The sequence below is a fragment of the Citrobacter braakii genome (genome assembly GCF_002075345.1).
GTDB classification, from domain to species: Bacteria; Pseudomonadota; Gammaproteobacteria; order Enterobacterales; family Enterobacteriaceae; genus Citrobacter; species Citrobacter braakii.
Window position 1 is genome coordinate 516,131 of record NZ_NAEW01000003.1, and the last position, 26,310, is coordinate 542,440.

Annotated in this window: 21 protein-coding genes and 1 tRNA gene; 14 read left to right on the forward strand and 8 right to left on the reverse strand. The window is 53.6% G+C overall.

From position 1 onward, the window contains the following. The first annotated feature begins 83 nt into the window (after positions 1 to 83). From potG to rlmC, 5 genes are read left to right on the forward strand one after another with little or no spacing between them, the layout of a single operon-like run. The gene (gene potG / locus BZK42_RS09670) at positions 84 to 1,217 is read left to right on the forward strand and encodes a putrescine ABC transporter ATP-binding subunit PotG (RefSeq protein WP_049040678.1); all 1,134 of its coding nucleotides are present in this window, start codon (positions 84 to 86) and stop codon (positions 1,215 to 1,217) included. A 9-nt stretch (positions 1,218 to 1,226) separates the two neighbouring features. Continuing rightward, the gene (gene potH, locus BZK42_RS09675) at positions 1,227 to 2,180 is read left to right on the forward strand and encodes a putrescine ABC transporter permease PotH (RefSeq protein WP_016152416.1); all 954 of its coding nucleotides are present in this window, start codon (positions 1,227 to 1,229) and stop codon (positions 2,178 to 2,180) included. Continuing rightward, entirely contained in the window at positions 2,177 to 3,022 is an 846-nt protein-coding gene (gene potI, locus BZK42_RS09680) for a putrescine ABC transporter permease PotI (protein ID WP_080859050.1), read from the forward strand. The genes potH and potI overlap by 4 nt, the downstream gene beginning before the upstream one ends. A 59-nt stretch (positions 3,023 to 3,081) precedes the next feature. After that, positions 3,082 to 3,570 carry a YbjO family protein gene (locus BZK42_RS09685; RefSeq protein ID WP_016152418.1) on the forward strand — a complete coding sequence of 163 codons (489 nt, stop codon included), beginning with the start codon at positions 3,082 to 3,084 and terminating at the stop codon, positions 3,568 to 3,570. A 41-nt stretch (positions 3,571 to 3,611) separates the two neighbouring features. Then, positions 3,612 to 4,739 carry a 23S rRNA (uracil(747)-C(5))-methyltransferase RlmC gene (gene rlmC, locus BZK42_RS09690; RefSeq protein ID WP_080859051.1) on the forward strand — a complete coding sequence of 376 codons (1,128 nt, stop codon included), beginning with the start codon at positions 3,612 to 3,614 and terminating at the stop codon, positions 4,737 to 4,739. Between the two features lie 90 nt (positions 4,740 to 4,829). On the opposite strand, the gene BZK42_RS09695 is transcribed toward rlmC, so the two are convergent. From BZK42_RS09695 to BZK42_RS09705, 3 genes are all read right to left on the reverse strand, one after another. Then, a tRNA-Ser gene (locus BZK42_RS09695) sits at positions 4,830 to 4,917 on the reverse strand. A 149-nt stretch (positions 4,918 to 5,066) separates the two neighbouring features. Continuing rightward, positions 5,067 to 5,744: an isochorismatase family protein gene (locus BZK42_RS09700; RefSeq protein ID WP_080859052.1), complete on the reverse strand. Its 678-nt coding sequence runs from the start codon at positions 5,742 to 5,744 to the stop codon at positions 5,067 to 5,069. A 16-nt stretch (positions 5,745 to 5,760) separates the two neighbouring features. Then, positions 5,761 to 6,621 (reverse strand): pirin family protein, encoded by an 861-nt coding sequence (locus tag BZK42_RS09705; protein WP_016156102.1) that lies wholly within the window; start codon positions 6,619 to 6,621, stop codon positions 5,761 to 5,763. A 108-nt stretch (positions 6,622 to 6,729) separates the two neighbouring features. On the opposite strand from BZK42_RS09705, the gene BZK42_RS09710 reads away from it, so the two are divergent. Beyond that, complete coding sequence (locus tag BZK42_RS09710) at positions 6,730 to 7,641, forward strand: LysR family transcriptional regulator (RefSeq protein WP_016152423.1); 912 nt, start codon at positions 6,730 to 6,732, stop codon at positions 7,639 to 7,641. A gap of 79 nt (positions 7,642 to 7,720) precedes the next feature. On the opposite strand, the gene infA is transcribed toward BZK42_RS09710, so the two are convergent. The 5 genes from infA to trxB all read right to left on the reverse strand — a co-directional run bounded on the left by infA (position 7,721) and on the right by trxB (position 13,545). Then, complete coding sequence (infA, locus tag BZK42_RS09715) at positions 7,721 to 7,939, reverse strand: translation initiation factor IF-1 (RefSeq protein ID WP_002211347.1); 219 nt, start codon at positions 7,937 to 7,939, stop codon at positions 7,721 to 7,723. 285 nt (positions 7,940 to 8,224) lie between these two features. Further along, positions 8,225 to 8,929 carry a leucyl/phenylalanyl-tRNA--protein transferase gene (gene aat, locus BZK42_RS09725; protein WP_080859053.1) on the reverse strand — a complete coding sequence of 235 codons (705 nt, stop codon included), beginning with the start codon at positions 8,927 to 8,929 and terminating at the stop codon, positions 8,225 to 8,227. A 44-nt stretch (positions 8,930 to 8,973) separates the two neighbouring features. Then, the gene (gene cydC, locus BZK42_RS09730; protein WP_080859054.1) at positions 8,974 to 10,695 is read right to left on the reverse strand and encodes a heme ABC transporter ATP-binding protein/permease CydC; all 1,722 of its coding nucleotides are present in this window, start codon (positions 10,693 to 10,695) and stop codon (positions 8,974 to 8,976) included. Continuing rightward, positions 10,696 to 12,462: a heme ABC transporter permease/ATP-binding protein CydD gene (cydD, locus tag BZK42_RS09735; protein WP_080859055.1), complete on the reverse strand. Its 1,767-nt coding sequence runs from the start codon at positions 12,460 to 12,462 to the stop codon at positions 10,696 to 10,698. 114 nt (positions 12,463 to 12,576) lie between these two features. Beyond that, positions 12,577 to 13,545 carry a thioredoxin-disulfide reductase gene (trxB, locus tag BZK42_RS09740; protein ID WP_053388974.1) on the reverse strand — a complete coding sequence of 323 codons (969 nt, stop codon included), beginning with the start codon at positions 13,543 to 13,545 and terminating at the stop codon, positions 12,577 to 12,579. Positions 13,546 to 14,092: 547 nt separating this feature from the next. On the opposite strand from trxB, the gene lrp reads away from it, so the two are divergent. The 8 genes from lrp (at position 14,093) to BZK42_RS09785 (ending at position 26,153) form a co-directional block, all read left to right on the forward strand. After that, entirely contained in the window at positions 14,093 to 14,587 is a 495-nt protein-coding gene (gene lrp, locus BZK42_RS09750) for a leucine-responsive transcriptional regulator Lrp (RefSeq protein WP_002439523.1), read from the forward strand. A 134-nt stretch (positions 14,588 to 14,721) separates the two neighbouring features. Then, positions 14,722 to 18,510 carry a DNA translocase FtsK gene (locus BZK42_RS09755; protein ID WP_080859056.1) on the forward strand — a complete coding sequence of 1,263 codons (3,789 nt, stop codon included), beginning with the start codon at positions 14,722 to 14,724 and terminating at the stop codon, positions 18,508 to 18,510. Between the two features lie 111 nt (positions 18,511 to 18,621). Then, positions 18,622 to 19,233 carry an outer membrane lipoprotein periplasmic chaperone LolA gene (lolA, locus tag BZK42_RS09760; RefSeq protein WP_003831898.1) on the forward strand — a complete coding sequence of 204 codons (612 nt, stop codon included), beginning with the start codon at positions 18,622 to 18,624 and terminating at the stop codon, positions 19,231 to 19,233. A gap of 10 nt (positions 19,234 to 19,243) precedes the next feature. Further along, positions 19,244 to 20,587 carry a replication-associated recombination protein RarA gene (gene rarA / locus BZK42_RS09765; protein WP_016152429.1) on the forward strand — a complete coding sequence of 448 codons (1,344 nt, stop codon included), beginning with the start codon at positions 19,244 to 19,246 and terminating at the stop codon, positions 20,585 to 20,587. A 92-nt stretch (positions 20,588 to 20,679) separates the two neighbouring features. Further along, complete coding sequence (gene serS, locus BZK42_RS09770; protein ID WP_003831902.1) at positions 20,680 to 21,972, forward strand: serine--tRNA ligase; 1,293 nt, start codon at positions 20,680 to 20,682, stop codon at positions 21,970 to 21,972. A gap of 243 nt (positions 21,973 to 22,215) precedes the next feature. Continuing rightward, the gene (dmsA, locus tag BZK42_RS09775) at positions 22,216 to 24,660 is read left to right on the forward strand and encodes a dimethylsulfoxide reductase subunit A (RefSeq protein WP_080859057.1); all 2,445 of its coding nucleotides are present in this window, start codon (positions 22,216 to 22,218) and stop codon (positions 24,658 to 24,660) included. A gap of 10 nt (positions 24,661 to 24,670) precedes the next feature. Further along, the gene (locus tag BZK42_RS09780; protein ID WP_080859058.1) at positions 24,671 to 25,288 is read left to right on the forward strand and encodes a DMSO/selenate family reductase complex B subunit; all 618 of its coding nucleotides are present in this window, start codon (positions 24,671 to 24,673) and stop codon (positions 25,286 to 25,288) included. Position 25,289: 1 nt separating this feature from the next. Beyond that, a complete protein-coding gene (locus tag BZK42_RS09785) occupies positions 25,290 to 26,153 on the forward strand; it encodes a dimethyl sulfoxide reductase anchor subunit family protein (RefSeq protein ID WP_016152432.1) in 864 nt (287 codons plus the stop codon). The last annotated feature ends 157 nt before the right edge of the window (positions 26,154 to 26,310 follow it).

Sequence of the window (26,310 nt, forward strand, 5' to 3'; positions counted from 1 at the left end):
CCGGACACATATAACCCGGCAATACGCACCACTGTGGTGCGTTATTTGCACCGTTTCTTTGTTTTATGCCGGAGAGCGCCTAATTGAATGATGCAACCCCACGCCCACAAGCGAAAATCCGCAAGGCGCTGACCCCGCTGCTTGAAATTCGCAACCTGACCAAGTCCTTTGACGGTCAGCACGCCGTTGATGACGTCAATCTTACTATCTACAAAGGCGAAATATTTGCTCTGCTCGGTGCGTCCGGCTGCGGTAAATCGACCCTGTTGCGGATGCTGGCGGGATTTGAACAGCCAACAACCGGGCAAATTATGCTTGATGGCGTCGATTTAGCGCATGTCCCGCCTTATCTGCGTCCGATTAATATGATGTTTCAGTCCTATGCACTGTTTCCGCACATGACGGTAGAGCAGAATATTGCCTTTGGCCTCAAGCAGGACAAGCTGCCGAAGACTGAAATCGCCAGCCGGGTGAGTGAGATGCTGGGACTCGTGCATATGCAGGAGTTCGCCAAACGTAAGCCGCATCAGCTTTCTGGCGGTCAGCGTCAGCGCGTGGCGTTGGCGCGTAGCCTGGCGAAACGCCCGAAGCTGCTGCTGCTGGATGAGCCGATGGGGGCGCTGGATAAAAAGCTCCGTGACCGCATGCAACTGGAAGTGGTGGATATCCTTGAACGTGTCGGCGTGACCTGCGTTATGGTGACGCACGATCAGGAAGAAGCCATGACGATGGCGGGCCGCATTGCGATCATGAACCGTGGAAAATTTGTCCAGATCGGCGAGCCTGAAGAGATCTACGAGCATCCGACTACGCGTTACAGTGCAGAATTTATCGGTTCGGTTAACGTCTTTGAGGGGCTGCTGAAAGAACGTCAGGAAGATGGTCTGGTTATTGAGTCTCCAGGACTGGTACATCCGCTGAAAGTGGACGCAGACGCTTCCGTTGTCGATAACGTCCCGGTGTATGTTGCGCTGCGCCCGGAAAAAATCATGCTCTGCGAAGCCCCTCCGCCAGAGGGATATAACTTCGCGGTAGGCGAAGTGGTGCATATTGCCTATCTGGGGGATTTGTCGGTGTACCACGTACGTTTGAAAAGCGGCCAGATGCTGAGCGCTCAGCTACAAAATGAACATCGTTATCGCAAGGGATTACCCACCTGGGGTGACGAAGTCCGTTTATGTTGGGATGCGGACAGCTGTGTGGTGTTGACGGTTTAAGGAGCGAAGATGAGTACACTTGAACCTCCGGCGCGCGTGGATAACGTGGGGCGTTTCACGTTGTTTATGTCGCGGCTGCAAATGAAGCACGGGCGCAAGCTGGTCATCGCGCTGCCGTATGTGTGGCTGATGCTCCTGTTTCTGCTGCCGTTTCTGATCGTCTTCAAAATCAGTTTGGCTGAAATGGCGCGGGCTATTCCGCCGTATACCGACCTCATTTCATGGGCTGACGATCAGTTATCCATCACCCTCAATTTAGGCAATTTCCTGCAACTGACGGACGATCCGCTCTATTTTGATGCGTATCTGCAATCTTTGCAGGTAGCGGGGATTTCGACTGTCTGTTGCCTGCTATTGGGATATCCGCTGGCATGGGCGGTCGCGCACAGCAAACCCTCGACACGCAATATTCTGTTGCTGCTGGTGATCCTGCCGTCCTGGACGTCATTTTTGATTCGCGTATACGCCTGGATGGGGATCCTGAAAAATAACGGTGTCCTGAACAACGTTCTGATGTGGCTGGGCGTTATCGACCAACCGTTGACGATTCTGCACACCAATCTGGCGGTCTATATCGGTATTGTTTACGCCTATTTGCCCTTTATGGTGCTGCCGATTTATACCGCGCTGACGCGTATTGATTACTCGCTGGTGGAAGCTGCACTGGATTTAGGCGCCCGACCGTTGAAAACCTTCTTTAGCGTGATCGTGCCGTTGACCAAGGGCGGGATTATTGCCGGGTCAATGCTGGTGTTTATCCCGGCGGTTGGGGAGTTTGTGATCCCGGAACTGCTGGGCGGCCCGGACAGCATCATGATTGGGCGTGTGCTTTGGCAGGAGTTTTTCAATAACCGTGACTGGCCGGTGGCTTCTGCCGTCGCCATTATTATGCTGCTGTTACTGATTGTGCCGATCATGTGGTTCCATAAATATCAGCAAAAAAGCGTGGGGGAACACGGATGAATAACTTACCGGTCGTTCGCTCACCGTGGCGTATTTTTATCCTGGTACTGGGTTTTACCTTCCTGTACGCGCCGATGCTGATGTTGGTTATCTACTCGTTTAACAGCTCAAAGCTGGTGACGGTCTGGGCGGGGTGGTCAACGCGTTGGTATGGTGAGCTTTTCCACGATAGCGCGATGATAAGCGCCGTCAGCATGAGCTTAACGATTGCCGCCTGCGCTGCGACGATGGCGGCAATTCTCGGTACCATCGCCGCCGTGGTGATGGTGCGCTTTGGTCGTTTTCGTGGATCAAATGGTTTCGCCTTTATGATCACCGCACCGCTGGTGATGCCGGATGTCATTACCGGTTTGTCGCTGCTGCTGCTGTTTGTGGCTTTGGCGCACGCCATCGGCTGGCCAGCGGATCGCGGTATGTTGACCATCTGGCTGGCGCACGTCACATTCTGTACAGCGTACGTGGCGGTAGTGATTTCCTCGCGTTTACGCGAACTGGATCACTCCATTGAGGAAGCGGCGATGGATCTTGGCGCCACGCCGCTGAAGGTCTTTTTCGTCATCACGCTGCCGATGATTATGCCGGCGGTGATCTCAGGGTGGTTACTGGCCTTTACGCTGTCGCTCGATGACCTGGTCATTGCCAGTTTTGTCTCTGGTCCTGGCGCCACAACGTTACCCATGCTGGTGTTCTCCAGCGTACGTATGGGGGTCAATCCGGAGATCAACGCGCTGGCGACGTTGATACTTGGCGTGGTAGGAATTATCGGATTTATCGCGTGGTATCTGATGGCGCGAACAGAAAAACAACGGATTCGCGATATCCAACGTGCAAGACGCGGCTGAAAAAACTAAAATCTGCCAACCTGTCTATACGGCGCAGCTGCGGTGGCTGCGCCGTTTTCATGGAAGACGACGCGTTGGGATTTTTTAAGAAATCATCCACATCACATGCCCGTTTAAACGTCCCTACTTTAGTGCAGGTGGCGGCGCTGGCTATTATCATGATCCGCTGTCTCGATCTGTTGATGATTTTTAATACGCTCGGGTTTCGCGGAACCAGCGAGTTTATTCATCGCAGCGTCCAGACCTGGAATTTGACGCTGGTATTTCTGGGTAGCCTGGTGCTGCTGTTTATCGAAATTTACTGCGCATTTTCGCTGGTTAAAGGTCGGAACTGGGCACGCTGGGTCTATCTACTGACCCAGATTATCGCCAGCGTCTATCTGTGGGCGGCCTCATTGGGCTATGGATATCCGGAACTGTTCAGTATTGCGGGAGAGTCCAGACGTGAAATCCTGCATACGCTGGTAATGCAAAAATTACCGGATATGCTGGTGTTGCTACTGCTGTTTGTTCCTGCGTCCAGCAGGCGGTTCTTCCGCTTGCAATAACGTGTATAATCTTCGCCCCCTGTTAATTTTTAGGTTTTTGTATGCAGTGCGCACTTTATGACGCCGAACGCTGCCGCTCTTGTCAGTGGATAACGCAGCCTGTCGCCGATCAACTCTTCGCCAAAACAGCCGATCTGCAGAATCTGCTGGCCGCTTATCCGGTCGGAGAATGGTGCGCGCCGGTCAGCGGCCCGGAGAGCGCTTTTCGTAATAAAGCCAAAATGGTGGTCAGCGGCAGCGTGGAAAAACCGCTGCTGGGGATGTTGCATCGTGACGGTACGCCGGAGGATTTGTGCGAGTGTCCGCTCTATCCTGAGTCTTTTGCGCCGGTGTTTGCCGCACTAAAACCGTTTATCGCCCGTGCGGGGTTGACGCCCTATAACGTGGCGCGCAAACGCGGGGAGCTGAAATATCTGCTGTTAACGGAAAGCCGGTTTGATGGCGGTATGATGCTGCGTTTTGTTCTGCGCTCCGATGCGAAACTGGCACAACTGCGTACGGCGCTGCCATGGTTACAGGCCCAGCTTCCGCAGTTAAAAGTGATCACCGCCAATATTCAACCTGTGCATATGGCGATTATGGAAGGGGAGAGCGAAATCTACCTGACGGAACAACAGGCGCTGGCTGAACGCTTTAACGATGTGCCATTGTGGATACGCCCACAGAGCTTCTTCCAGACCAACCCCGTGGTGGCTGGGCATTTATATGCCACGGCGCGCGACTGGGTGCGTCAGCTTCCGGTTAATCACATGTGGGATCTGTTTTGCGGCGTCGGGGGTTTTGGTTTGCACTGCGCCACGCCGCAGATGAAACTGACGGGTATTGAAATTGCGCTAGAGGCCATTACCTGTGCGAAACAGTCGGCGCAGGAGCTTGGGTTGCAGAATCTGCATTTTCAGGCGCTGGATTCAACCCAGTTTGCTACCGCGCAGGGAGAAGTGCCGGACCTGGTGCTGGTGAATCCGCCTCGTCGGGGGATTGGGAAGCCTCTGTGCGATTTTCTTTCCCGCATGGCGCCGCGTTTTATCGTTTACTCCAGCTGTAATGCACAAACCATGGCAAAGGATATCCGCGAGTTGCCTGGGTATCGCATTGAACGCGTCCAACTTTTCGATATGTTCCCACATACCGCGCATTACGAAGTGTTAACTCTGCTCAGCCGACAATAACCGACATGCCTGATGGCGCTACGCTTATCAGGCAAATGCAACATGCGAAAAAAAAAAGCCCGTACTTGCGTACGAGCTCTTTCTCAAATATGGCGGTGAGGGGGGGATTCGAACCCCCGATACGTTGCCGTATACACACTTTCCAGGCGTGCTCCTTCAGCCACTCGGACACCTCACCATATTGTATTGCTGCCTGACCGCTTGGGGGGCAACGGGGCGCTACTATAGGGAGTTGCGCTAAAACGGTCAAGCAGAATTTACGTGTTAACTCTCGTTTGGTTACGCAATGTACATATTCCTCCGCCCGGACAGGCGCGGAGAATATGATTAGCGCTGCGAGTCCAGTTTTTCGCCGTTGGTCATGACTTCCTGGGCCTTGCTATAGCTCTCGATCAGCAACTGATAAGCCGGGAAGATTTTGGTATACACTTCCGCCCATTCAGCGGCGTCTTCACGGTTCCATGTCCCCTGAATTTCAGAAGCGACGGCGGCGGTATCCATCGGTATCACGCCAGCCTGAACAACACGTGCCAGGGTGATTTCCTGCGCCATTTTGCTGTAAGTACCGGAAGCGTCGATCACTGCGAAGACCTTGTAGCCCTCTGCAACCGCGCTGATGGCCGGGAAAGCCATGCACACGCTGGTGATCGTACCGGCGATAATCAGCGTCTTACGACCCGTTGCTTTGACCGCTTTCACGAAGTCTTCGTTATCCCAGGCGTTGATTTCGCCTTTACGTGCTACGTATTGAGCATGTGGCGCATTGGCATGGATCTCTGGGATCAACGGGCCGTTAGGCCCCTGCGGTACCGATGCCGTGGTAATTACCGGCATCTTCGCCAGGGTTGCGATTTTAGCCAGCGCGGCGGCACGCGCACGCAGTTCCGGCATTGGCATATCGCCGACGGTCTGGAACAGCCCACTCTGATGATCGATAAGCAGCATGACGGAATCATTCACATCGATGACCGGACGTGAACCATTAAAGTTTGCAGGACTGGACATATTCTTCTCCTTCGATTCAGATTTGGCCAAAGCGGCCGGAGTTAAAATCGCGGACGGCTTCAGCGATTTCTTGTTTCGTATTCATCACAAACGGACCGTAACCTACAATCGGCTCATTCAACGGTTCGCCAGACAGCAGCAGCACGCTGGCGTCGCTGGTGGCTTCAATGTGTAGCGTTTTTCCCTGCTGGCTTAGCACTACCAGTTGTGCTTCGCTGGCAGGCGTGGTGCCGTTTACGGTGATATTCCCTTTTAATACCACCAGAGCGGTGCTCCACCCTTCAGACTGGGACAACGTCAGCGGATGATTACGTTGCAGGCGCATATCCCAGACGTTCAGCGGTGAAAAGGTGTGTGCCGGGCCTTTCGTATCCTGATAGCTGCCCGCAATCACGCGAACGCTGCCTGCATCATCGGGCAAGGCGACGGTGGGAATAACATCGCTGCTGATGCCCTGATAACCCGGTACGGCCATTTTGTCTTTTGCCGGCAGATTGACCCACAGTTGCACCATTTCCAGTTCACCGCCCTGACGGGTAAATTCCGGGGAGTGGAACTCTTCGTGTAATATTCCTGCACCAGCGGTCATCCACTGCACATCGCCAGGGCCGATAATGCCGCCGCGACCGGTTGAATCACGGTGTTCAACTTCGCCGCTGTAAACGATAGTCACCGTCTCAAAACCGCGGTGAGGGTGTTCACCTACGCCGCGTTTTTCGTTACCCGGCGTGAACGTATGCGGACCCGCGTAATCAAGCAGCAGGAACGGGCTTAATTGCTCAGCATGAGACTGGTAAGAGAACATCGAGCGAACCGGAAATCCATCGCCAACCCAGTGTGGGCGAGGTGCGGTGTAGACGCCTGTTACTTGTTTCATATGTGTCTCCTCAGTGGCGTTGTTTTGATGTGAATAAGCTTATATTCATGACAGCGAGCTGGGTAGTAGCTAAAATAGCTCTCACTGTCTCAAAAATAGGACAATGAAATGACAAGGCCGGATCTCAATGATTTTGCATGGTTTGTGCATGTTGTAGAGGAAGGGGGATTCGCGGCGGCGGGTCGGGCGCTTGATGAACCTAAATCAAAACTGAGCCGACGAATAGCGCAACTCGAAGAGAGACTAGGGGTACGACTGATTCAGCGAACCACCCGGCAATTTAACGTGACTGAAGTCGGGCAAACCTTTTACGAACACTGTAAGGCGATGCTGGTAGAGGCGCAGGCGGCGCAGGATGCCATTGCCGCGTTACAGGTTGAACCGCGTGGCGTTGTGAAGCTGACTTGTCCTGTCACATTGCTGCATGTGCATATCGGGCCAATGCTTGCCCGTTTTATGGCACGTTATCCTGACGTATCAGTACAACTGGAGGCCACTAACCGTCGTGTTGACGTCGTTGGAGAAGGTCTGGATGTGGCGATTCGCGTCAGACCTCGGCCATTTGAGGATAGCGACCTGGTGATGCGCGTCCTGGCGGACAGAGGACATCGCTTGTATGCCAGCCCGCAGTTAATTGAGCAGATGGGGGCGCTACACTCTCCGGCAGAGCTGACCCGTTGGCCAGGTTTGAGTCTGGCCTCTGGTAAACATGTGCATCGTTGGGAGTTATTCGGCCCGCAGGGCGCCCGGGCGGAGGTGCATTTCACGCCGCGTATGATCACCACCGATATGCTGGCGTTACGCGAAGCCGCAGTCGCCGGCGTAGGTGTTGTTCAACTTCCACAGTTGATGGTAAAAGATCAATTAGCTGCGGGTGAGTTGGTGGCGTTGCTCGACGGTTGGGAACCTAAGCGAGAAATTATCCACGCAGTCTTTCCATCACGCAGGGGATTATTACCGTCAGTGCGCGCATTAGTGGATTTCTTAACGGAAGAATATGCGCGGATGATTGAGGATTAAATACCAGGCTTTAGCCCACAAAAAAGGCCGGTTAAACCGACCTTTTATTATCTGGACGCCATTCGGGCGTTAAAAACAATCAGCGACTACGGAAGACAATGCGGCCTTTGCTCAGGTCGTACGGGGTCAGCTCAACAGTCACTTTGTCGCCCGTCAGGATGCGGATATAGTTTTTACGCATTTTACCGGAGATGTGTGCAGTAACCACGTGACCGTTTTCTAACTCTACGCGGAACATGGTATTAGGTAACGTATCGAGAACGGTACCCTGCATTTCAATATTGTCTTCTTTGGCCATCTAATCCTCTGGGGTATCACTACCGTAATTTGAACCGGCAAGATAATGCCGAAGTTCTTTTAATAAGTAAAGATTTGTGCGTTTAAAACACAGCAAATCGGGTTTGGCGCATTACTCTATCCACACACGGCAAAGCCGCACTTAAAGCGCAACGTGTAAGGGAACGAGGAGATAAACGATAGGCGTTGCCTGACGCGAACTGTTCCTTAACGGCGGCGGGGTAATGGGCTAAACCAACTCTGCGCGACAATTATAACACCCCGACAAAAAATGTGCCGAAAACATTCACTCCTGAGGTGAAAATAACGTCCTGGGAATCCAGAAATGGCTCGGTAGCCGCTGCTGGCGCAGTCTGCTCAGGTGCTCAAGGTACTCCCGACGCGGTGTTTCGACGGCGCCCAGCGAGGCTGTGTGGCTATTTAATACCTGGCAGTCGATTAATTTTCCGCCCTGACGGATAAATTCAGCGCAAAAAACAAGCAGTGCGGTTTTCGACGCATTTTCCTGACGGCTGAACATCGATTCGCCACAAAACAGCGTACCTTGCGCCACGCCATACATACCGCCCACTAATTCATTTTGTCGCCACACCTCAATTGAGTGGGCATGCCCCAGTTCGTGCAGCCGATGGTAAGCATCCACTACATCATGCGTTATCCAGGTGCCTTCTTCCCGGTCATTCGCGCAGCCTTCAATCACCTGACCAAACGCGTAATTGAGCGTCACGCGATAAGGCGAAATTTTATGAAAGCGTTTCATGCTGCGGCTGAGGTGAAATTTCTCGGGCCAAAGAATGGCGCGCGGATCGGGCGACCACCAAAGGATAGGGTCGCCAGGTGAAAACCATGGGAAAATACCGCGCTGATAGGCCATCAGCAGGCGGGCAGGGCTGAGATCGCCGCCAAGCGCCAACAAACCGTTAGGCTCGCGTAAAGCGCCTTCCGGTGACGGGAAGGCTATGGAATGGCGGGACAGTTGCACCAGGCGCATGACAGCGAAACTCCACTACGCGAGTTTGATCGTTCAATAATAGCTTACAGACGTTGCTTAAACTGGTAATAACGCCCCTGCCTGGCTAACAGATCTGCGTGATTACCTTGCTCAATAATTTGTCCGTTGTCCATTACTATTATTTGATCAAAACGTGACAGCCCACGCAGACGATGTGTAACCATTAATACGGTTTTGTTGCGCATGACATCGCTAATTAATTCAAGCATTTGACTTTCCGTTGTGGCATCCAACCCTTCGGTGGGTTCATCCAGCAGCATCAGCGGAGCATCGTGCAATAAGGCGCGGGCGATAGCCAGACGACGGAGCTCGCCGCCAGAAAGCTGACGACCGCCTTCGCCCAGCCATGCGTTGAGTCCATCATCCTCAAGCAGTTTGTCCAGACCGACGCGGCGCAACATCGCGGCTAATGCGTCATCGCCGGTGTGCGGTGCCGCCAGTAACAGGTTATCGCGAAGCGTAGCGCTGAACAGATGCACGCGCTGTGGCACGACGCTGATACTCTGGCGCAGCGTGGCTTCACTAAGGGTCGCAATCGGCTGTTCGTTAATCAGGATCTCGCCACTCTGCGGATCCCATGCGCGGGTTAGCAATTGCAATAACGTTGACTTACCACAGCCGGTGCGACCGAGAATCGCAATGTGTTCACCGGGGTTGGCTTGCAGGGAAAGTGTATCGAGTGCCTTTTGCGCCTGTCCTGGATAGCTGAATGATACATCGCGTAGCGTAAGGGTTACCTGCTCTGAAACCGAGGAACCCGCATCCGGGAAGGTCACTTCTGGCTGCTGTTCGGTCAGTTCGGTGATGCGCAGCGCAGAGGCAATAACCTGGCCGAGATGCTGAAATGCGCCGGTGACAGGCGCTAACGCTTCGAACGCGGCTAGTGCACAGAAGACAAACAGCGCGATCAGTGCGCCTGGCTGGGTGTTACCGCCCACGCCGCCTGAGGCCATCCATAGCATCATAATCACTGCCAGCGCGCCGACTAACAGCATGACCGCCTGCGACAACGCTGTTAATTCAGACTGGCGTCTCTGGGCTTCGTGCCATTGCAGCTCGGTGGCTTCCATTTGAGCGCGGTAGCGTTCACTGGCGCCAAAAATGGTCAATTCAGCCTGGCCCTGTAGCCAGGAGGTTAACTGCTGACGATATTGCCCACGCAGATGCGTCAGACTTTGTCCGGTGCTTTTGCCTGCCTGATAAAAGAGTGGGGGCAGAATAAATAAGGTCAGCAGCATAATACCGCCGAGGGTGATAGCCAGCGTGAAATCGAGAACGCTTAGCCCCAGCGTGACCACCATGATGACGACAAAAGCCCCCACCAGCGGGGAGATCACGCGCAAGTACAGATGATCGAGCGTGTCGACATCAGCCACCACGCGGTTAAGTAATTCACCCTGTCCATAACGGGACAGGCCCGCAGGAGAGAGCGGCAGTAGTTTGCTGAAGGTATAAATACGCAAATGCTGCAGCACACGGAACGTTGCGTCATGGCTGACCAGTCGTTCGAAATAACGCCCCGCGGTGCGGGTGATCGCTGCGCCGCGTACGCCTGCGGCAGGGAGCATATAGTTAAAGCTGTAAATTCCGGTAACGCCAACCACTGCAGAAGCCGACAGGAACCACCCTGAAAGCGTCAGCAAACCAATACTTGCCAGCAGCGTGACGATCGCCAGAACGATCCCCAGCGTTAACATCCATTTGTGACGTTTATACAGCGTCAGATAAGGTAGCAAAGCGCGCATTTAGATGTCCTCCTGACGATGAGCCAGTAATGTCGCAAAAGCCCCGTTGGCTGAGCTAAGTTCGGTCCAGGTACCTTGTTCAACGATCTGTCCATCCTGCATCACCCAGATAGCGTTCCAGTCGGCAAGATCTTCCAACTGGTGCGTCACCATCAGCGTGGTCTGGCGGCGAGATGCCGCGTTCAACGCCTGCATCACGCGTTGTTCGCTGTGCGCATCAAGGCTGGCGGCGGGTTCGTCCAGCAGCAGTAACTGACAAGGATTGAGTAAGGCACGAGCAACGGCAACGCGCTGCGCTTGCCCGACGGAAAGTCGGGCCGCCTGATCGCCTACTGGCGTATCCACGCCCTGCGGCAGCAGCGGTAAAAACTCGCTGACCCATGCGCTGTCGAGTGCGGCTTGTAGCTGTTCTTCGCTGGCATCGGGGCGAGCCAGCAGAACGTTTTCGCGTAACGTGGCGGCAGGAAGCTGCGGATTTTGCCCGACCCATGACAGTTGTTTACGCCAGGAATCAGGTGACAGGTCGCGAAGTTCAAAGCCGTTAATCCGCAGCGATCCCCGATAAGAGAGGAAACCGGACAGGACATTAAGCAGCGAACTTTTACCGGAACCGCTGCGTCCAACCAGCACTGCGCGTTGACCGGCTGCCAGGGTAAAGTTGAGCGGGCCGGCCAGCACTTTACCTTCCGGCGAAGTGATAATCAGATCGTGTGCCTCAATTGAAACGGCGTCTTTCGTCGCCAGCTCAATGTCGCCACGCTCTGGATGAGCCAGCGGGGTTTCCATGAAGGTTTTCAGACTATCAGCTGCACCAACGGCTTGCGCTTTGGCGTGATAAAACGTGCCCAGATCGCGCAGCGGCTGGAAAAACTCCGGTGCCAGAATGAGCGCGAGGAAGCCTGCCGCCAGCGTGACGCCCGTCCCGTAGTGGCCGAAATCGAGCTCTCCGAGGTAGGAAAAACCGAAGTAAACCGCCACCAGCGCAATAGACAGAGAGGTAAAGAACTCAAGAACACCGGATGACAGGAACGCCAGGCGCAGGACTTCCATGGTGCGCTGGCGGAAATCTTGCGACGCAGCGCGTATGCTTTCCGTTTCGGCTTCACCGCGACCAAATATTCTTAGCGTTTCCATGCCCCGCAGACGATCGAGGAAATGACCGCTGAGGCGGGCAAGAGCCTGAAAATTGCGGCGGTTAGCATCGGCAGCGCCCATTCCGACCATTGCCATAAATAACGGGATCAGCGGGGCTGTTCCGAGCAGAATAAGGGCGGCTACCCAGTTTGACGGGAATACCGCCGCCACAATCAATAATGGGACGCATACGGCCAGCGCCATTTGCGGCAGATAACGTGCATAGTAATCATGCATATCGTCAATCTGCTCCAGGATCAGCGTGGCCCAGCTCCCGGCCGGTTTGCCCTGTATCCAGGCCGGACCTGCCTGTTGCAGACGGTCAAGCACCTGGCGGCGAATTTCAAAGCGAATATGTTGCCCTGCGTGAAACCCGACCCGTTCGCGTAACCAGACGACCCATGCCCGCAGGATGAAAATCAATACCAGCACGATGAACGGAAGCAGCAGCGCCTCTCGGGGAATATTGGCCATGATCATATGGTCCAGAATGCGGGCCATGAGCCAGGCCTGAGCGACGATTAACAGACCACTCACGAACCCCAACAGGCGTGAAATGTTCAGCCATCGTTGGGAAATTACACTTTGCTGTTTTAACCAGCGGGTCAGCTCTTTTTGACGGGTTTTATTCATTGCACGCTTAGCAGGTGAGTTATTGGAATTTTTGGGCAGGGCAATGTTACAACGAGGCAAAAATAAAGGCGACTTATAGTCGCCTTTTTTACTTTTGTTACTGATTTGTAAAACTTATTTGCAAGCGTCCGCCAGACCGTCGAGATAACGTTCTGCATCAAGCGCGGCCATACAGCCTGTGCCCGCAGAGGTGATCGCCTGGCGATAAATATGATCCATCACGTCACCGGCTGCGAAGACCCCCGGAATGCTGGTTTGTGTGGCATTACCGTGAATACCGGACTGAACTTTGATGTAGCCGTTTTCCAGTTCAAGCTGACCGTCGAAAATGGCAGTATTCGGGCTGTGACCGATAGCGACAAACAATCCGGCAACGTCAAGTGACTCCACATTGTCAGTGTTTTGCGTATCGCGCAGGCGCAGCCCGGTTACGCCCATTTGATCACCGGTTACTTCTTCCAGCGTGCGGTGGGTGTGCAGCACGATGTTGCCGTTTTCAACTTTATCCATTAAACGCTTGATGAGGATTTTCTCAGCGCGGAAGCTGTCGCGACGGTGAATCAAATGCACTTCAGATGCGATATTCGCCAGATACAGTGCTTCTTCAACCGCAGTGTTGCCACCGCCAATCACCGCAACTTTTTGATTACGGTAGAAGAAACCGTCGCAGGTTGCGCAGGCGGAAACGCCGCGGCCTTTGAATGCTTCTTCTGAAGGCAGGCCCAGGTAACGTGCTGAAGCGCCGGTAGCGATGATCAGTGCGTCACAGGTGTACTCTCCGCTATCGCCGGTCAGACGGAAAGGGCGTTTTTGCAGATCAACTTTGCTGATGTGATCAAAAATGATTTCTGTATCAAATTTGGTCGCATGTTCGTGCATACGCTCCATCAGCAGCGGGCCAGTGAGATCGTGCGGATCGCCAGGCCAGTTTTCCACTTCTGTAGTTGTGGTCAGTTGACCACCTTTTTCCATACCGGTAATCAGTACCGGTTGCAGGTTAGCGCGTGCAGCGTAGACCGCAGCGGTATATCCCGCAGGGCCTGAGCCCAGAATAAGAAGTTTACTGTGTTTGGTTACGCCCATGAGATCCCCATAGTTGTTGGCAGGCAATGAGCAGGATTGTAGGGAATTTACAGGCGTAAAAAAAGAGTATGGCGATTTTGTTAACAATTTGTGTAATAGCAGAAACCGATGAGCGGGGGAATAAGTCGTAATACTATAACGATTTCTACTAAAAATCGGTCAGTTATAAGGTGATAAAATGACGATTTTCCATCGCTGCGAATGAATAACTGGCATGTTGTACTAAAAATTGATGTTTTGCTTTGACAATCACCTGCTGTTTTGCGAAAACAGTCAAGGAAGAAAAAAAATGTGTCATGTATGTGCTGCATAATCATGCATGTAGTTACCATGTTTACCGTGTTAGCGAAATCTACGCATGGTGTGGACAGATGCCATTCGTGATGTCGATAGCCGCCGACAGGCAACGGTCTTCTCACCATAAGCCCAGGCATTACAAACCGAAAATCCCTCTGGGTTGCGGTTTATTTTGATGGGTAGCGACTCTGAACAGTGATGTTGGTAGAGTCAGGCAGGAGTAGGGAAGGAATACAGAGAGACAATAATAATGGTAGATAGTAAGAAGCGCCCTGGCAAAGATCTCGACCGTATCGATCGTAACATTCTTAATGAGCTGCAAAAGGATGGGCGTATTTCTAACGTCGAGCTTTCTAAACGTGTGGGACTTTCACCAACGCCCTGCCTTGAGCGTGTGCGTCGGTTGGAAAGACAGGGTTTTATTCAGGGCTATACAGCGCTGTTAAACCCGCATTATCTGGATGCATCACTTCTGGTTTTTGTTGAGATTACTCTGAATCGTGGCGCCCCGGATGTGTTTGAGCAATTTAACTCTGCAGTACAAAAACTTGAAGAAATTCAAGAGTGTCATTTGGTTTCCGGTGATTTCGACTATTTGTTGAAAACACGCGTACCGGATATGTCGGCGTACCGTAAGCTGTTGGGGGAAACCCTGCTGCGTCTGCCTGGCGTGAATGACACACGTACTTATGTCGTAATGGAAGAAGTCAAACAGAGCAATCGTCTGGTAATTAAGACGCGCTAACACGGAACAGGTGCAAAATCGACGCAGTTTGATTACACTCCTGTTAATCCATACAGCAACAGTGCCGGGGCAACCCGGTGCTGTTGTCCGTTTTAGCATCGGGCAGGAAAAGCCTGAAACCTGGAGAGCCGTTTTTGAGCCAGGAATACACTGAAGACAAAGACGTCACATTGACGAAGTTAAGCAGCGGGCGCCGACTCCTGGAAGCGCTACTGATCCTTATTGCCCTTTTTGCCGTCTGGTTGATGGCTGCCTTACTCAGCTTTAACCCTTCGGATCCCAGTTGGTCGCAAACCGCGTGGCACGAACCTATCCATAATCTGGGGGGAATACCCGGAGCATGGCTGGCAGACACACTGTTCTTTATTTTTGGCGTCATGGCCTACACCATTCCCGTCATCATTGTCGGCGGCTGCTGGTTTGCATGGCGACACCAGGCCAGCGACGAATACGTCGATTATTTTGCCGTTTCGCTGCGTATTATTGGCGTTTTGGCGCTGATCCTTACCTCCTGCGGGCTTGCCGCAATCAATGCCGATGACATCTGGTATTTCGCCTCTGGCGGCGTGATCGGCAGCCTGCTCAGCACCACGTTGCAACCATTACTGCACAGTAGCGGCGGTACGCTGACGCTATTGTGCATTTGGGCTGCGGGATTAACGCTATTTACCGGCTGGTCATGGGTGAGCATTGCGGAAAAACTGGGCGGCTGGTTACTCAATATCCTGACGTTTGCCAGCAACCGTACCCGTCGCGACGATACCTGGGTCGATGACGAAGAATATGAAGATGAAGATGAGTCTTTCGACACCGCTGATGGCAAACCTCATGAATCGCGTCGGGCGCGTATTCTGCGCGGTGCGTTAGCACGCCGTAAGCGTCTGGCGGAGAAATTTACCAACCCGCTTGGCCGTCATACTGATGCCGCGCTATTTTCCGGCAAACGCATGGATGATGAAGACGAAATTGAATACAGCGCTCGTGGCGTTGTTGCCGATCCTAACGATGTGCTGTTCTCCGGTAATCGTGCGACGCTGCCTGAATATGACGAACTTGACCCACTGCTGAATGGTCATTCGGTGACAGAGCCAGTTGCCGCCGCAGCTGCAGCGACAACGGCAGCTCAGGCCTGGAGCGCACCGGTTGATCCGCTGCTGCAAACATCACCAGTGACCAATACCGTTATGGAACAACCGGCCCCAGCCGTAGCCTGGCAAGCCGTGCCTGGTCCGCAAACCGGTGATGCGGTGATTGCGCCAGCGCCTGAGGGTTATCCTCAGCCAGCCCACTACGCGCAGCCACCGGTGCAGCAGCAGTATGAACCATGGCAGCAGCCGGTTGTGGAGGAGAGTCCGCAGCCGCAGGGATTTACCGCGGAGCACAACTGGCAGCCGGAACCTGCATATCAGCCGGATCCCGTGCAGCAGCCTGTTTATCAGCCGGAATCAACCTTTCAACAAAACGCCGCGTTCCAGCAGCCTGCGGTTGAACAACCGCCTGTAGTGGAACCTGAGCCGGTAGTTGAAGAGGTTAAACCGACTCGTCCGCCACTCTACTATTTTGAAGAAGTTGAAGAGAAACGTGCACGTGAGCGCGAGCAACTGGCCGCCTGGTATCAGCCGATTCCAGAGCCTGCTCAGGAGCCTGAACGTGTTAAGCCGTCTATGCCGACGGCAGCATCCATACCGCCCGTTGAGTCAGTTGCTGCCGTTGCGCCGCTGGCCGCCGGGATGAAAAACGCCGCTTTAGGGGCGAGTGCGGCTGCCGCAGCACCTGTCTTTAGTCTTGCGGGTAGCGGTGCACCGCGTCCACAGGTGAAAGAGGGGATTGGTCCGCAGTTACCGCGTCCGAATCGTGTGCGCGTACCTACTCGTCGGGAGCTGGCGTCGTATGGCATAAAACTGCCGTCACAACGTATGGCTGAAGAGAAGGCGCGCGAAGAGCATCTTGATACAGATGCGTACAGTGACGAAGAAATTGACGCAATGCAGCAAGATGAGCTGGCGCGTCAGTTCGCCCAATCGCAGCAGCACCGCTATGGCGACGAGTATCAGGATGATGCCAGTCAGACTGATGATGATTCAGCCGCAGAAGCGGAACTGGCTCGCCAGTTTGCCTCTTCCCAGCAGCAGCGCTATTCCGGTGAACAGCCTGCCGGGGCGAATCCGTTCTCGCTTGATGACTTTGAATTCTCGCCAATGAAAACGCTGGTGGATGATGGTCCACATGAGCCGCTATTTACTCCAGGCGTAATGCCGGAGCCTGCACCGCAGTACCAGCAGCCTGTCGCACCGCAGCAGCATTACCAGCAGCCAGCGCAGCCAGTCGCACCACAGCAGCATTATCAGCAGCCGGCGCAGCCTGTTACAGCGCCGCCGCAGGATAGCCTGATCCATCCGCTCCTGATGCGTAATGGCGACAGTCGTCCGGCGCATCGTCCAAGTACGCCGCTGCCATCGTTGGATCTGCTCACGCCGCCGCCGAGTGAGGTTGAGCCGATAGATACTTTCGCTCTGGAGCAAATGGCTCGTCTGGTGGAGGCTCGTCTGGCGGACTTCCGCATTAAAGCCGATGTGGTGAACTACTCACCTGGTCCGGTTATTACCCGCTTTGAGCTTAATCTTGCGCCTGGAGTTAAAGCGGCGCGTATTTCCAACCTGTCGCGAGATCTGGCGCGTTCATTGTCGACCGCAGCGGTACGCGTGGTCGAGGTAATTCCGGGCAAACCGTATGTCGGGCTGGAGTTACCCAACAAAAAACGTCAAACCGTTTATCTGCGCGAAGTGTTGGATAACGCCAAATTCCGTGATAACTCATCTCCGCTGACCGTGGTACTGGGTAAAGATATTGCGGGCGAACCCGTGGTTGCCGATCTGGCGAAAATGCCGCACCTGCTGGTGGCAGGGACAACCGGTTCCGGTAAGTCGGTTGGGGTGAACGCCATGATCCTCAGCATGTTGTACAAGGCGCAGCCGGAAGACGTTCGCTTTATCATGATTGACCCGAAAATGCTGGAACTGTCGGTTTATGAAGGCATTCCGCATTTGCTGACTGAAGTTGTGACCGACATGAAAGATGCCGCCAACGCCCTGCGCTGGAGCGTCAATGAAATGGAACGTCGCTACAAGCTGATGTCGGCGCTTGGCGTGCGTAACCTTGCTGGTTATAACGAAAAAATTGCTGAAGCCGCCCGTATGGGGCGTCCGATTCCGGACCCGTACTGGAAGCCGGGCGACAGTATGGATGTTCAGCATCCGGTGCTGGAAAAACTGCCGTATATCGTTGTGCTGGTGGATGAATTCGCCGACCTGATGATGACCGTGGGTAAAAAGGTGGAAGAACTGATTGCTCGTCTGGCGCAAAAAGCGCGTGCGGCGGGGATCCACCTGGTGCTGGCGACCCAGCGACCGTCGGTTGACGTTATCACTGGTCTGATTAAAGCGAACATCCCAACGCGTATCGCCTTTACTGTGTCCAGTAAAATTGACTCGCGTACCATCCTTGACCAGGGCGGCGCGGAATCGCTGTTGGGTATGGGTGACATGCTGTATTCCGCACCAAACTCAACGATCCCAGTGCGTGTACACGGCGCCTTTGTACGTGATGAAGAAGTTCACGCTGTGGTTCAGGACTGGAAAGCGCGCGGTCGTCCACAATACGTTGACGGCATTACGTCTGACAGCGAAAGCGAAGGCGGCGGTGGCGGCTTTGATGGTGGCGAAGAGTTGGATCCGCTGTTCGATCAGGCGGTAAACTTTGTTACCCAGAAACGCAAAGCCTCAATCTCCGGCGTCCAGCGTCAGTTCCGTATCGGTTACAACCGAGCGGCGCGCATCATCGAACAGATGGAAGCGCAGGGAATTGTCAGCGAGCAAGGGCATAATGGTAATCGTGAAGTGCTGGCTCCACCGCCCTTCGAATGATTGCAAAGTTAAGTAATTCAGTATTTTCTACTTTCCTCATGCTGATTTTTGGCCTGAAATGGATAGCAGAGGGATCTCCCCGTTGGGAGTGACGTATTTTGAGGAATAACAATGAAAAGAATCGCAATCACCTGTGCATTATTGTCGAGCTTTGTGGTGAGCAGCGTCTGGGCAGATGCTGCCAGCGACCTGAAAAGCCGCCTGGATAAAGTCAGTAGCTTCCATGCCAGCTTTACTCAGAAGGTCACGGACGGTAGCGGTGCGGCGGTGCAGGAAGGTCAGGGTGACTTATGGGTTAAACGTCCCAATCTGTTTAACTGGCATATGACGCAGCCTGACGAGAGCATCCTGGTTTCCGATGGTAAAACGCTGTGGTTCTTTAACCCGTTTGTTGAGCAGGCGACTGCGACATGGCTGAAAGACGCCACGGGCAACACGCCGTTCATGCTGATTGCGCGTAACCAGGCCAGCGACTGGCAGCAGTACAATATTAAGCAAAATGGCGATGATTTCGTGCTGACGCCAAAAACCAGCAGCGGTAACCTTAAGCAGTTTACTATCAATGTTGGGCGTGACGGGACGATCCACCAGTTCAGCGCCGTTGAACAAGACGATCAGCGCAGCAGCTATCAGCTGAAATCTCAGCAGAATGGTGCGATTGAACCCTCTAAATTCACCTTTACCCCGCCGCAAGGTGTAACGGTTGACGATCAACGTAAGTAGAGGCGTGTGAGTGAGCAATCTGTCGCTCGACTTTTCTGATAATACTTTTCAGCCGCTGGCCGCGCGTATGCGGCCAGAAAATTTAGCGCAGTATATCGGCCAGCAGCACCTGCTGGCTGCTGGCAAACCCTTGCCGCGCGCTATCGAGGCCGGGCATCTGCACTCCATGATTTTATGGGGACCGCCGGGGACCGGGAAAACGACGCTTGCCGAAGTTATTGCCCGTTACGCCAACGCCGATGTCGAACGAATTTCGGCAGTTACGTCTGGCGTTAAAGAAATTCGTGAAGCGATTGAGCGTGCGCGTCAGAACCGTAACGCGGGTCGACGCACGATCCTGTTCGTGGACGAAGTTCACCGTTTTAATAAAAGCCAACAGGATGCGTTTTTACCGCATATTGAAGACGGTACCATTACGTTTATTGGCGCCACCACTGAAAACCCCTCGTTTGAGCTCAACTCGGCGCTGTTGTCGCGTGCACGCGTTTATCTACTGAAATCGTTAACTTCCGACGACATTGAACAGGTGCTGGACCAGGCGATGTCAGACAAAGCGCGTGGTTATGGCGGCCAGGATATTGTTCTGCCGCCAGAAACGCGTCGGGCTATTGCCGAACTGGTTAATGGTGACGCGCGGCGGGCGCTGAATACGCTGGAAATGATGGCCGATATGGCCGAAGTTGATGATTCCGGCAAGCGCGTATTGAAACCAGAATTGCTCACCGAAATTGCCGGTGAACGTAGTGCGCGTTTCGATAATAAAGGCGATCGTTTTTACGATCTCATCTCCGCATTACACAAGTCGGTACGTGGAAGCGCCCCAGATGCGGCGCTTTATTGGTATGCGCGAATTATTACCGCTGGTGGCGATCCGCTGTACGTTGCCCGTCGCTGTCTGGCGATTGCCTCAGAAGATGTCGGCAATGCCGATCCCCGCGCCATGCAGGTTGCGATTTCCGCATGGGACTGTTTTACCCGCGTGGGACCCGCGGAAGGCGAACGCGCGATTGCTCAGGCGATTGTTTATCTGGCCTGTGCGCCGAAGAGTAATGCGGTTTACACCGCCTTCAAAGCCGCGCTGTCTGATGCCCGCGAACGTCCGGATTACGACGTGCCGGTTCACCTGCGCAATGCGCCGACTAAGCTGATGAAAGAGATGGGCTACGGTCAGGAGTATCGTTATGCCCATGATGAGCCTAATGCCTATGCCGCCGGAGAAGAGTACTTCCCGCAGGAAATGGCACAAACGCGCTATTATCGCCCCACAAACAGAGGTCTTGAAGGCAAGATTGGCGAAAAGCTCGCCTGGCTCGCCGGACAGGATCAAAATAGCCCTATAAAACGCTACCGTTAGTGTTATCGTTGCGGTAATGTTGTCTCTGTATCCCTGTGACCGCAGGCTGTGGTCACTTTCTCCTATTTTAATTCGATAAGCACAGGATAAGCATGCTCGATCCCAATCTGCTGCGTAATGAGCCAGACGCAGTCGCAGAAAAACTGGCAAGCCGGGGCTTTAAGCTGGATGTAGATAAGCTGCGCGCTCTTGAAGAGCGTCGTAAAGTTCTGCAGGTACAAACTGAAAACCTGCAGGCAGAGCGTAACTCGCGATCGAAATCCATCGGCCAGGCAAAAGCGCGCGGGGAAGATATCGAGTCTTTACGTCTGGAAGTGAACAAACTGGGCGAAGAGCTGGATGCCGCGAAAGCTGAACTTGATACCTTACAGGCCGAGATCCGCGACATTGCGCTGACTATTCCTAACCTGCCAGCGGACGATGTTCCGGTGGGTAAAGATGAAAATGACAACGTCGAAGTCAGCCGCTGGGGTACTCCGCGTGAGTTTGATTTCGAAGTGCGCGATCACGTTACCCTGGGTGAAATGCACACGGGTCTTGATTTCGCCGCTGCGGTTAAGCTGACCGGCTCTCGTTTCGTGGTCATGAAAGGGCAGATTGCGCGTATGCACCGTGCGCTGTCTCAGTTCATGCTGGATCTGCATACTGAACAGCATGGCTATAGCGAAAACTACGTCCCGTATCTGGTTAACCACGACACGCTGTACGGTACAGGCCAACTGCCGAAATTCGCTGGCGATCTGTTCCATACCCGTCCGCTGGATGAAGAAGCTGATAGCAGCAACTATGCGCTGATCCCAACGGCAGAAGTTCCGCTGACCAACCTGGTGCGCGACGAAATCATCGATGAAGATGCGCTGCCGATCAAAATGACTGCGCATACGCCGTGCTTCCGTTCTGAAGCAGGTTCTTACGGTCGTGACACGCGTGGTCTGATCCGTATGCACCAGTTCGATAAAGTTGAGATGGTGCAGATTGTTCGCCCGGAAGATTCGATGGACGCGCTGGAAGAGATGACCGGTCATGCCGAGAAGGTCCTGCAACTGCTGGGTCTGCCGTATCGCAAAATCATCCTGTGCACTGGCGACATGGGCTTCGGCGCATGCAAAACTTACGATCTGGAAGTGTGGATCCCGGCGCAGAATACCTATCGCGAAATCTCCTCTTGCTCCAACGTGTGGGATTTCCAGGCTCGTCGTATGCAGGCGCGTTGCCGCAGCAAATCCGACAAAAAGACCCGTTTAGTGCATACTCTGAACGGTTCCGGTCTGGCGGTTGGGCGTACGCTGGTTGCGGTAATGGAAAACTATCAGCAGGCTGATGGCCGCATTCAGGTTCCGGAAGTATTACGTCCGTACATGAATGGCCTGGAATTCATCGGCTAAGCTACCTTTCTCTGCTAAAAAAGCGCCTCAGGGCGCTTTTTTTATGCCCGTTTGACGTCGGACAATAACGACTACTCCTATAGGGGTAATACTGACTTCGAATGAAAGTCAGTATTTTTCTCTGTCTTTTAGCAAATTCAGTTTCTACCAGCCCGTATATCGATATTAACGTTATATAAAAAACTATACATCGAATATTTGTATTTTGTATTTTGTTTATTGTGAGCAGCAGAGTGAGCCACTATGAAAACTAAGATTCCCGATGCCGTGCTGGCAACTGAGGTTACTCGCCGCGGTTTGGTGAAAACGACGGCGATAGGCGGACTGGCGGTGGCCAGTAGCGCGTTTACCCTGCCATTTACCCGTATTGCAAATGCTGCAGAAGCCCTTAATCCGACGCCGATTAATGAGAAAGTGATCTGGAGCGCGTGTACGGTGAACTGCGGCAGCCGCTGCCCGCTGCGTATGCATGTGGTCGACGGTGAAATAAAGTATGTCGAAACCGACAACACCGGCGATGACAACTATGACGGTCTGCACCAGGTACGCGCCTGTCTGCGTGGTCGATCCATGCGTCGCCGAGTCTATAATCCCGATCGTCTGAAATACCCGATGAAACGCGTTGGTAAGCGTGGCGAAGGAAAATTTGAGCGCATCAGTTGGGATGAAGCCTACGACATCATTGCCAGCAATATGCAGCGTCTTATCAAAGACTACGGCAATGAGTCTATCTACCTGAACTACGGTACCGGTACGCTGGGTGGCACTATGACGCGCTCGTGGCCGCCGGGTAAAACGCTGGTGGCACGGTTGATGAACTGCTGCGGCGGCTATCTTAATCACTACGGTGACTACTCTTCAGCGCAAATCGCTGCTGGGTTGAACTATACCTACGGCGGCTGGGCTGACGGTAACAGCCCGTCCGATATTGAAAACAGCAAGCTGGTGGTTCTGTTCGGTAATAACCCTGGTGAAACCCGTATGAGCGGGGGTGGGGTAACCTATTACCTTGAACAGGCGCGACAGAAATCCAATGCCCGCATGATCATTATCGATCCCCGTTATACGGATACCGGTGCGGGGCGTGAAGATGAATGGATCCCGATCCGTCCTGGTACTGATGCGGCGCTGGTCAATGGTCTGGCGTATGTCCTGATCACCGAAAACATGGTTGACCAACCGTTCCTCGACAAATACTGCGTGGGTTACGACGAGAAAACCTTACCGGCCGACGCACCGAAGAACGGTCACTATAAGGCGTATATTCTTGGGCAGGGTAAGGATGGCATTGCCAAGACCCCGGAGTGGGCGGCGCAGATTACCGGTATTCCCGCTGAACGTATCGTCAAACTGGCGCGTGAAATAGGTAGCGCTAAACCGGCATACATCAGCCAGGGGTGGGGGCCGCAGCGTCATGCTAACGGTGAAATAGCGACCCGCGCCATTTCTATGCTCGCTATCCTGACCGGTAACGTTGGGATCAACGGCGGCAACAGCGGGGCGCGTGAGGGCTCATACAGTTTGCCGTTTGAGCGTATGCCAACGCTGGAAAACCCTGTTGAAACCAGCATCTCGATGTTCATGTGGACGGACGCGATTGAGCGAGGCCCGGAGATGACGGCCCTGCGTGACGGCGTACGCGGCAAAGACAAGCTCGATGTTCCTATTAAGATGATCTGGAACTATGCCGGTAACTGTCTGATTAACCAACACTCTGATATTAACCGCACGCATGAAATCCTCCAGGACGAGAAGAAGTGCGAGATGATCGTCGTCATCGACTGTCATATGACTTCCTCGGCGAAATACGCAGACATTTTGCTGCCGGACTGCACTGCCTCCGAACAGATGGATTTTGCGCTGGATGCCTCATGCGGGAACATGTCCTATGTGATTTTCACCGATCAGGCGATCAAACCACGCTTCGAATGCAAGACTATCTACCAGATGACCAGCGAGCTGGCGAAGCGCCTTGGCGTTGAGCAGCAGTTTACAGAAGGTCGTACTCAGGAAGAGTGGATGCGCCATCTGTATGAGCAGTCGCGCAAAGCGATTCCTGAACTGCCTACATTTGAAGAATTCCGCCAGCAAGGGATCTTTAAACAGCGCGATCCGCAAGGACATCATGTGGCGTACAAGGCATTCCGTGAGGATCCTAAAGCCAATCCGCTAACCACGCCGTCAGGTAAGATCGAAATTTATTCGCAGCAGCTTGCCGAGATCGCGGCAACCTGGGAACTGCCGGAAGGTGATGTAATTGATCCGCTACCGATTTATACCCCAGGCTTTGAAAGCTTAAACGATCCGCTGGTGGAGAAATTCCCTTTGCAGCTGACCGGCTTCCACTATAAGTCTCGCGTTCACTCGACTTATGGCAACGTCGATGTCCTGAAAGCATCCTGCCGCCAGGAAATGTGGATCAACCCGATGGATGCGCAGCGACGCGGTATTAACAACGGCGACAAGGTACGTATCTTTAACGATCGTGGTGAAGTGCATATCGAGGCGAAAGTGACGCCACGTATGATGCCCGGCGTGGTGGCATTGGGCGAAGGGGCCTGGTATGACCCGGATGCAAAACGCGTGGATCAGGGCGGTTGCATTAACGTCCTGACGACCCAGCGTCCGTCTCCTCTCGCAAAGGGGAATCCGTCACACACGAACCTTGTTCAGGTTGAAAAGGCGTAAGGAGTAACCGATGACAACCCAGTATGGATTTTTTATTGATTCCAGCCGTTGCACCGGTTGCAAAACCTGCGAACTGGCCTGCAAAGATTTCAAAAATTTAACCCCGGAAGTCAGCTTCCGCCGCATTTATGAATACGCAGGCGGCGACTGGCAGGCGGACAACGGCGTCTGGCATCAGAACGTCTTTGCTTATTACCTCTCCATTGCGTGTAACCACTGTGAAGATCCAGCCTGTACCAAGGTTTGTCCGAGCGGCGCGATGCACAAACGTGAAGATGGTTTTGTCGTTGTCGACGAAGATGTTTGCATTGGCTGCCGGTATTGCCACATGGCCTGTCCTTACGGCGCGCCGCAGTACAATGTTGAAAAAGGGCATATGACTAAATGTGATGGCTGCCATGAGCGCGTCGCTGAAGGTAAGAAACCCATCTGCGTGGAGTCCTGCCCACTGCGTGCGCTGGATTTTGGTCCGATTGAAGAGCTGCGCAAAAAACACGGTACTTTGGCTGCGGTAGCGCCACTGCCGGGCGCGCACTTTACCAAACCAAGTATTGTCATCAAACCTAACGCCAATAGCCGCCCGACCGGGGATACTACAGGTTATCTGGCCAATCCGAAGGAGGTGTAAGATGGGAAGTGGATGGCATGAATGGCCGCTGATGATCTTCACTGTCTTCGGACAGTGTGTAGTTGGTGGCTTTATCGTTCTGGCGCTGGCGTTGATGAAAGGGGACTTACGCCCTGAATCGCAGCAGCGCGTGATTGCCTGCATGTTCGGGCTGTGGGTATTAATGGGCATTGGCTTTATTGCTTCCATGCTCCACCTGGGCTCACCGATGCGCGCCTTTAACTCACTCAATCGTGTAGGGTCTTCTGCGTTGAGTAATGAAATTGCCAGCGGCTCAATCTTCTTTGCCGTTGGCGGCATCGGCTGGCTGCTGGCAACGCTGAAAAAAATGTCGCCCGTATTACGCAATCTGTGGTTAGTTGTTACCATGGTACTGGGCGTGGTTTTTGTCTGGATGATGGTGCGCGTGTATAACACCATCGATACCGTACCGACCTGGTACAGCATCTGGACGCCGCTGGGCTTCTTCCTGACGATGTTTATGGGCGGTCCGCTGCTGGGATATCTGTTGCTGAGAATTGCTGGCGTGGACGGTTGGGCGATGCGCCTGTTGCCGGCTATTTCAGTGCTTGCTCTGGTCGTGAGCGCCATCATGTCTGTAATGCAGGGGGCTGAACTGGCGACGATCCACAGTTCCATTCAACAGGCGTCTGCGCTGGTTCCGGATTACGGCTCGCTGATGGCGTGGCGGATTGTCGCTCTGGCATTAGCGCTGTGCTGCTGGATTGTACCGCAAGTGAAAGGCTACCAGCCTGCAGTTCCGCTGCTTTCCGTCGCGTTTATTCTGCTGTTAGTCGGCGAGTTGATTGGTCGTGGCGTGTTCTACGGGCTGCATATGACCGTCGGTATGGCGGTTGCCAGCTAAATGACAAACCGGGGCATAGCCCCGGTTTTTTTGTGCACAGAAAACCCCCAGCTAGGCTGGGGGTTCCGGAAAGCTTTCAGCTTTGGGCCAGTTATTAAAACCCCTTTTGATTTGTTAAAACACATTGCGGTCTGGCAACTGCAAATGTTTAACAAGA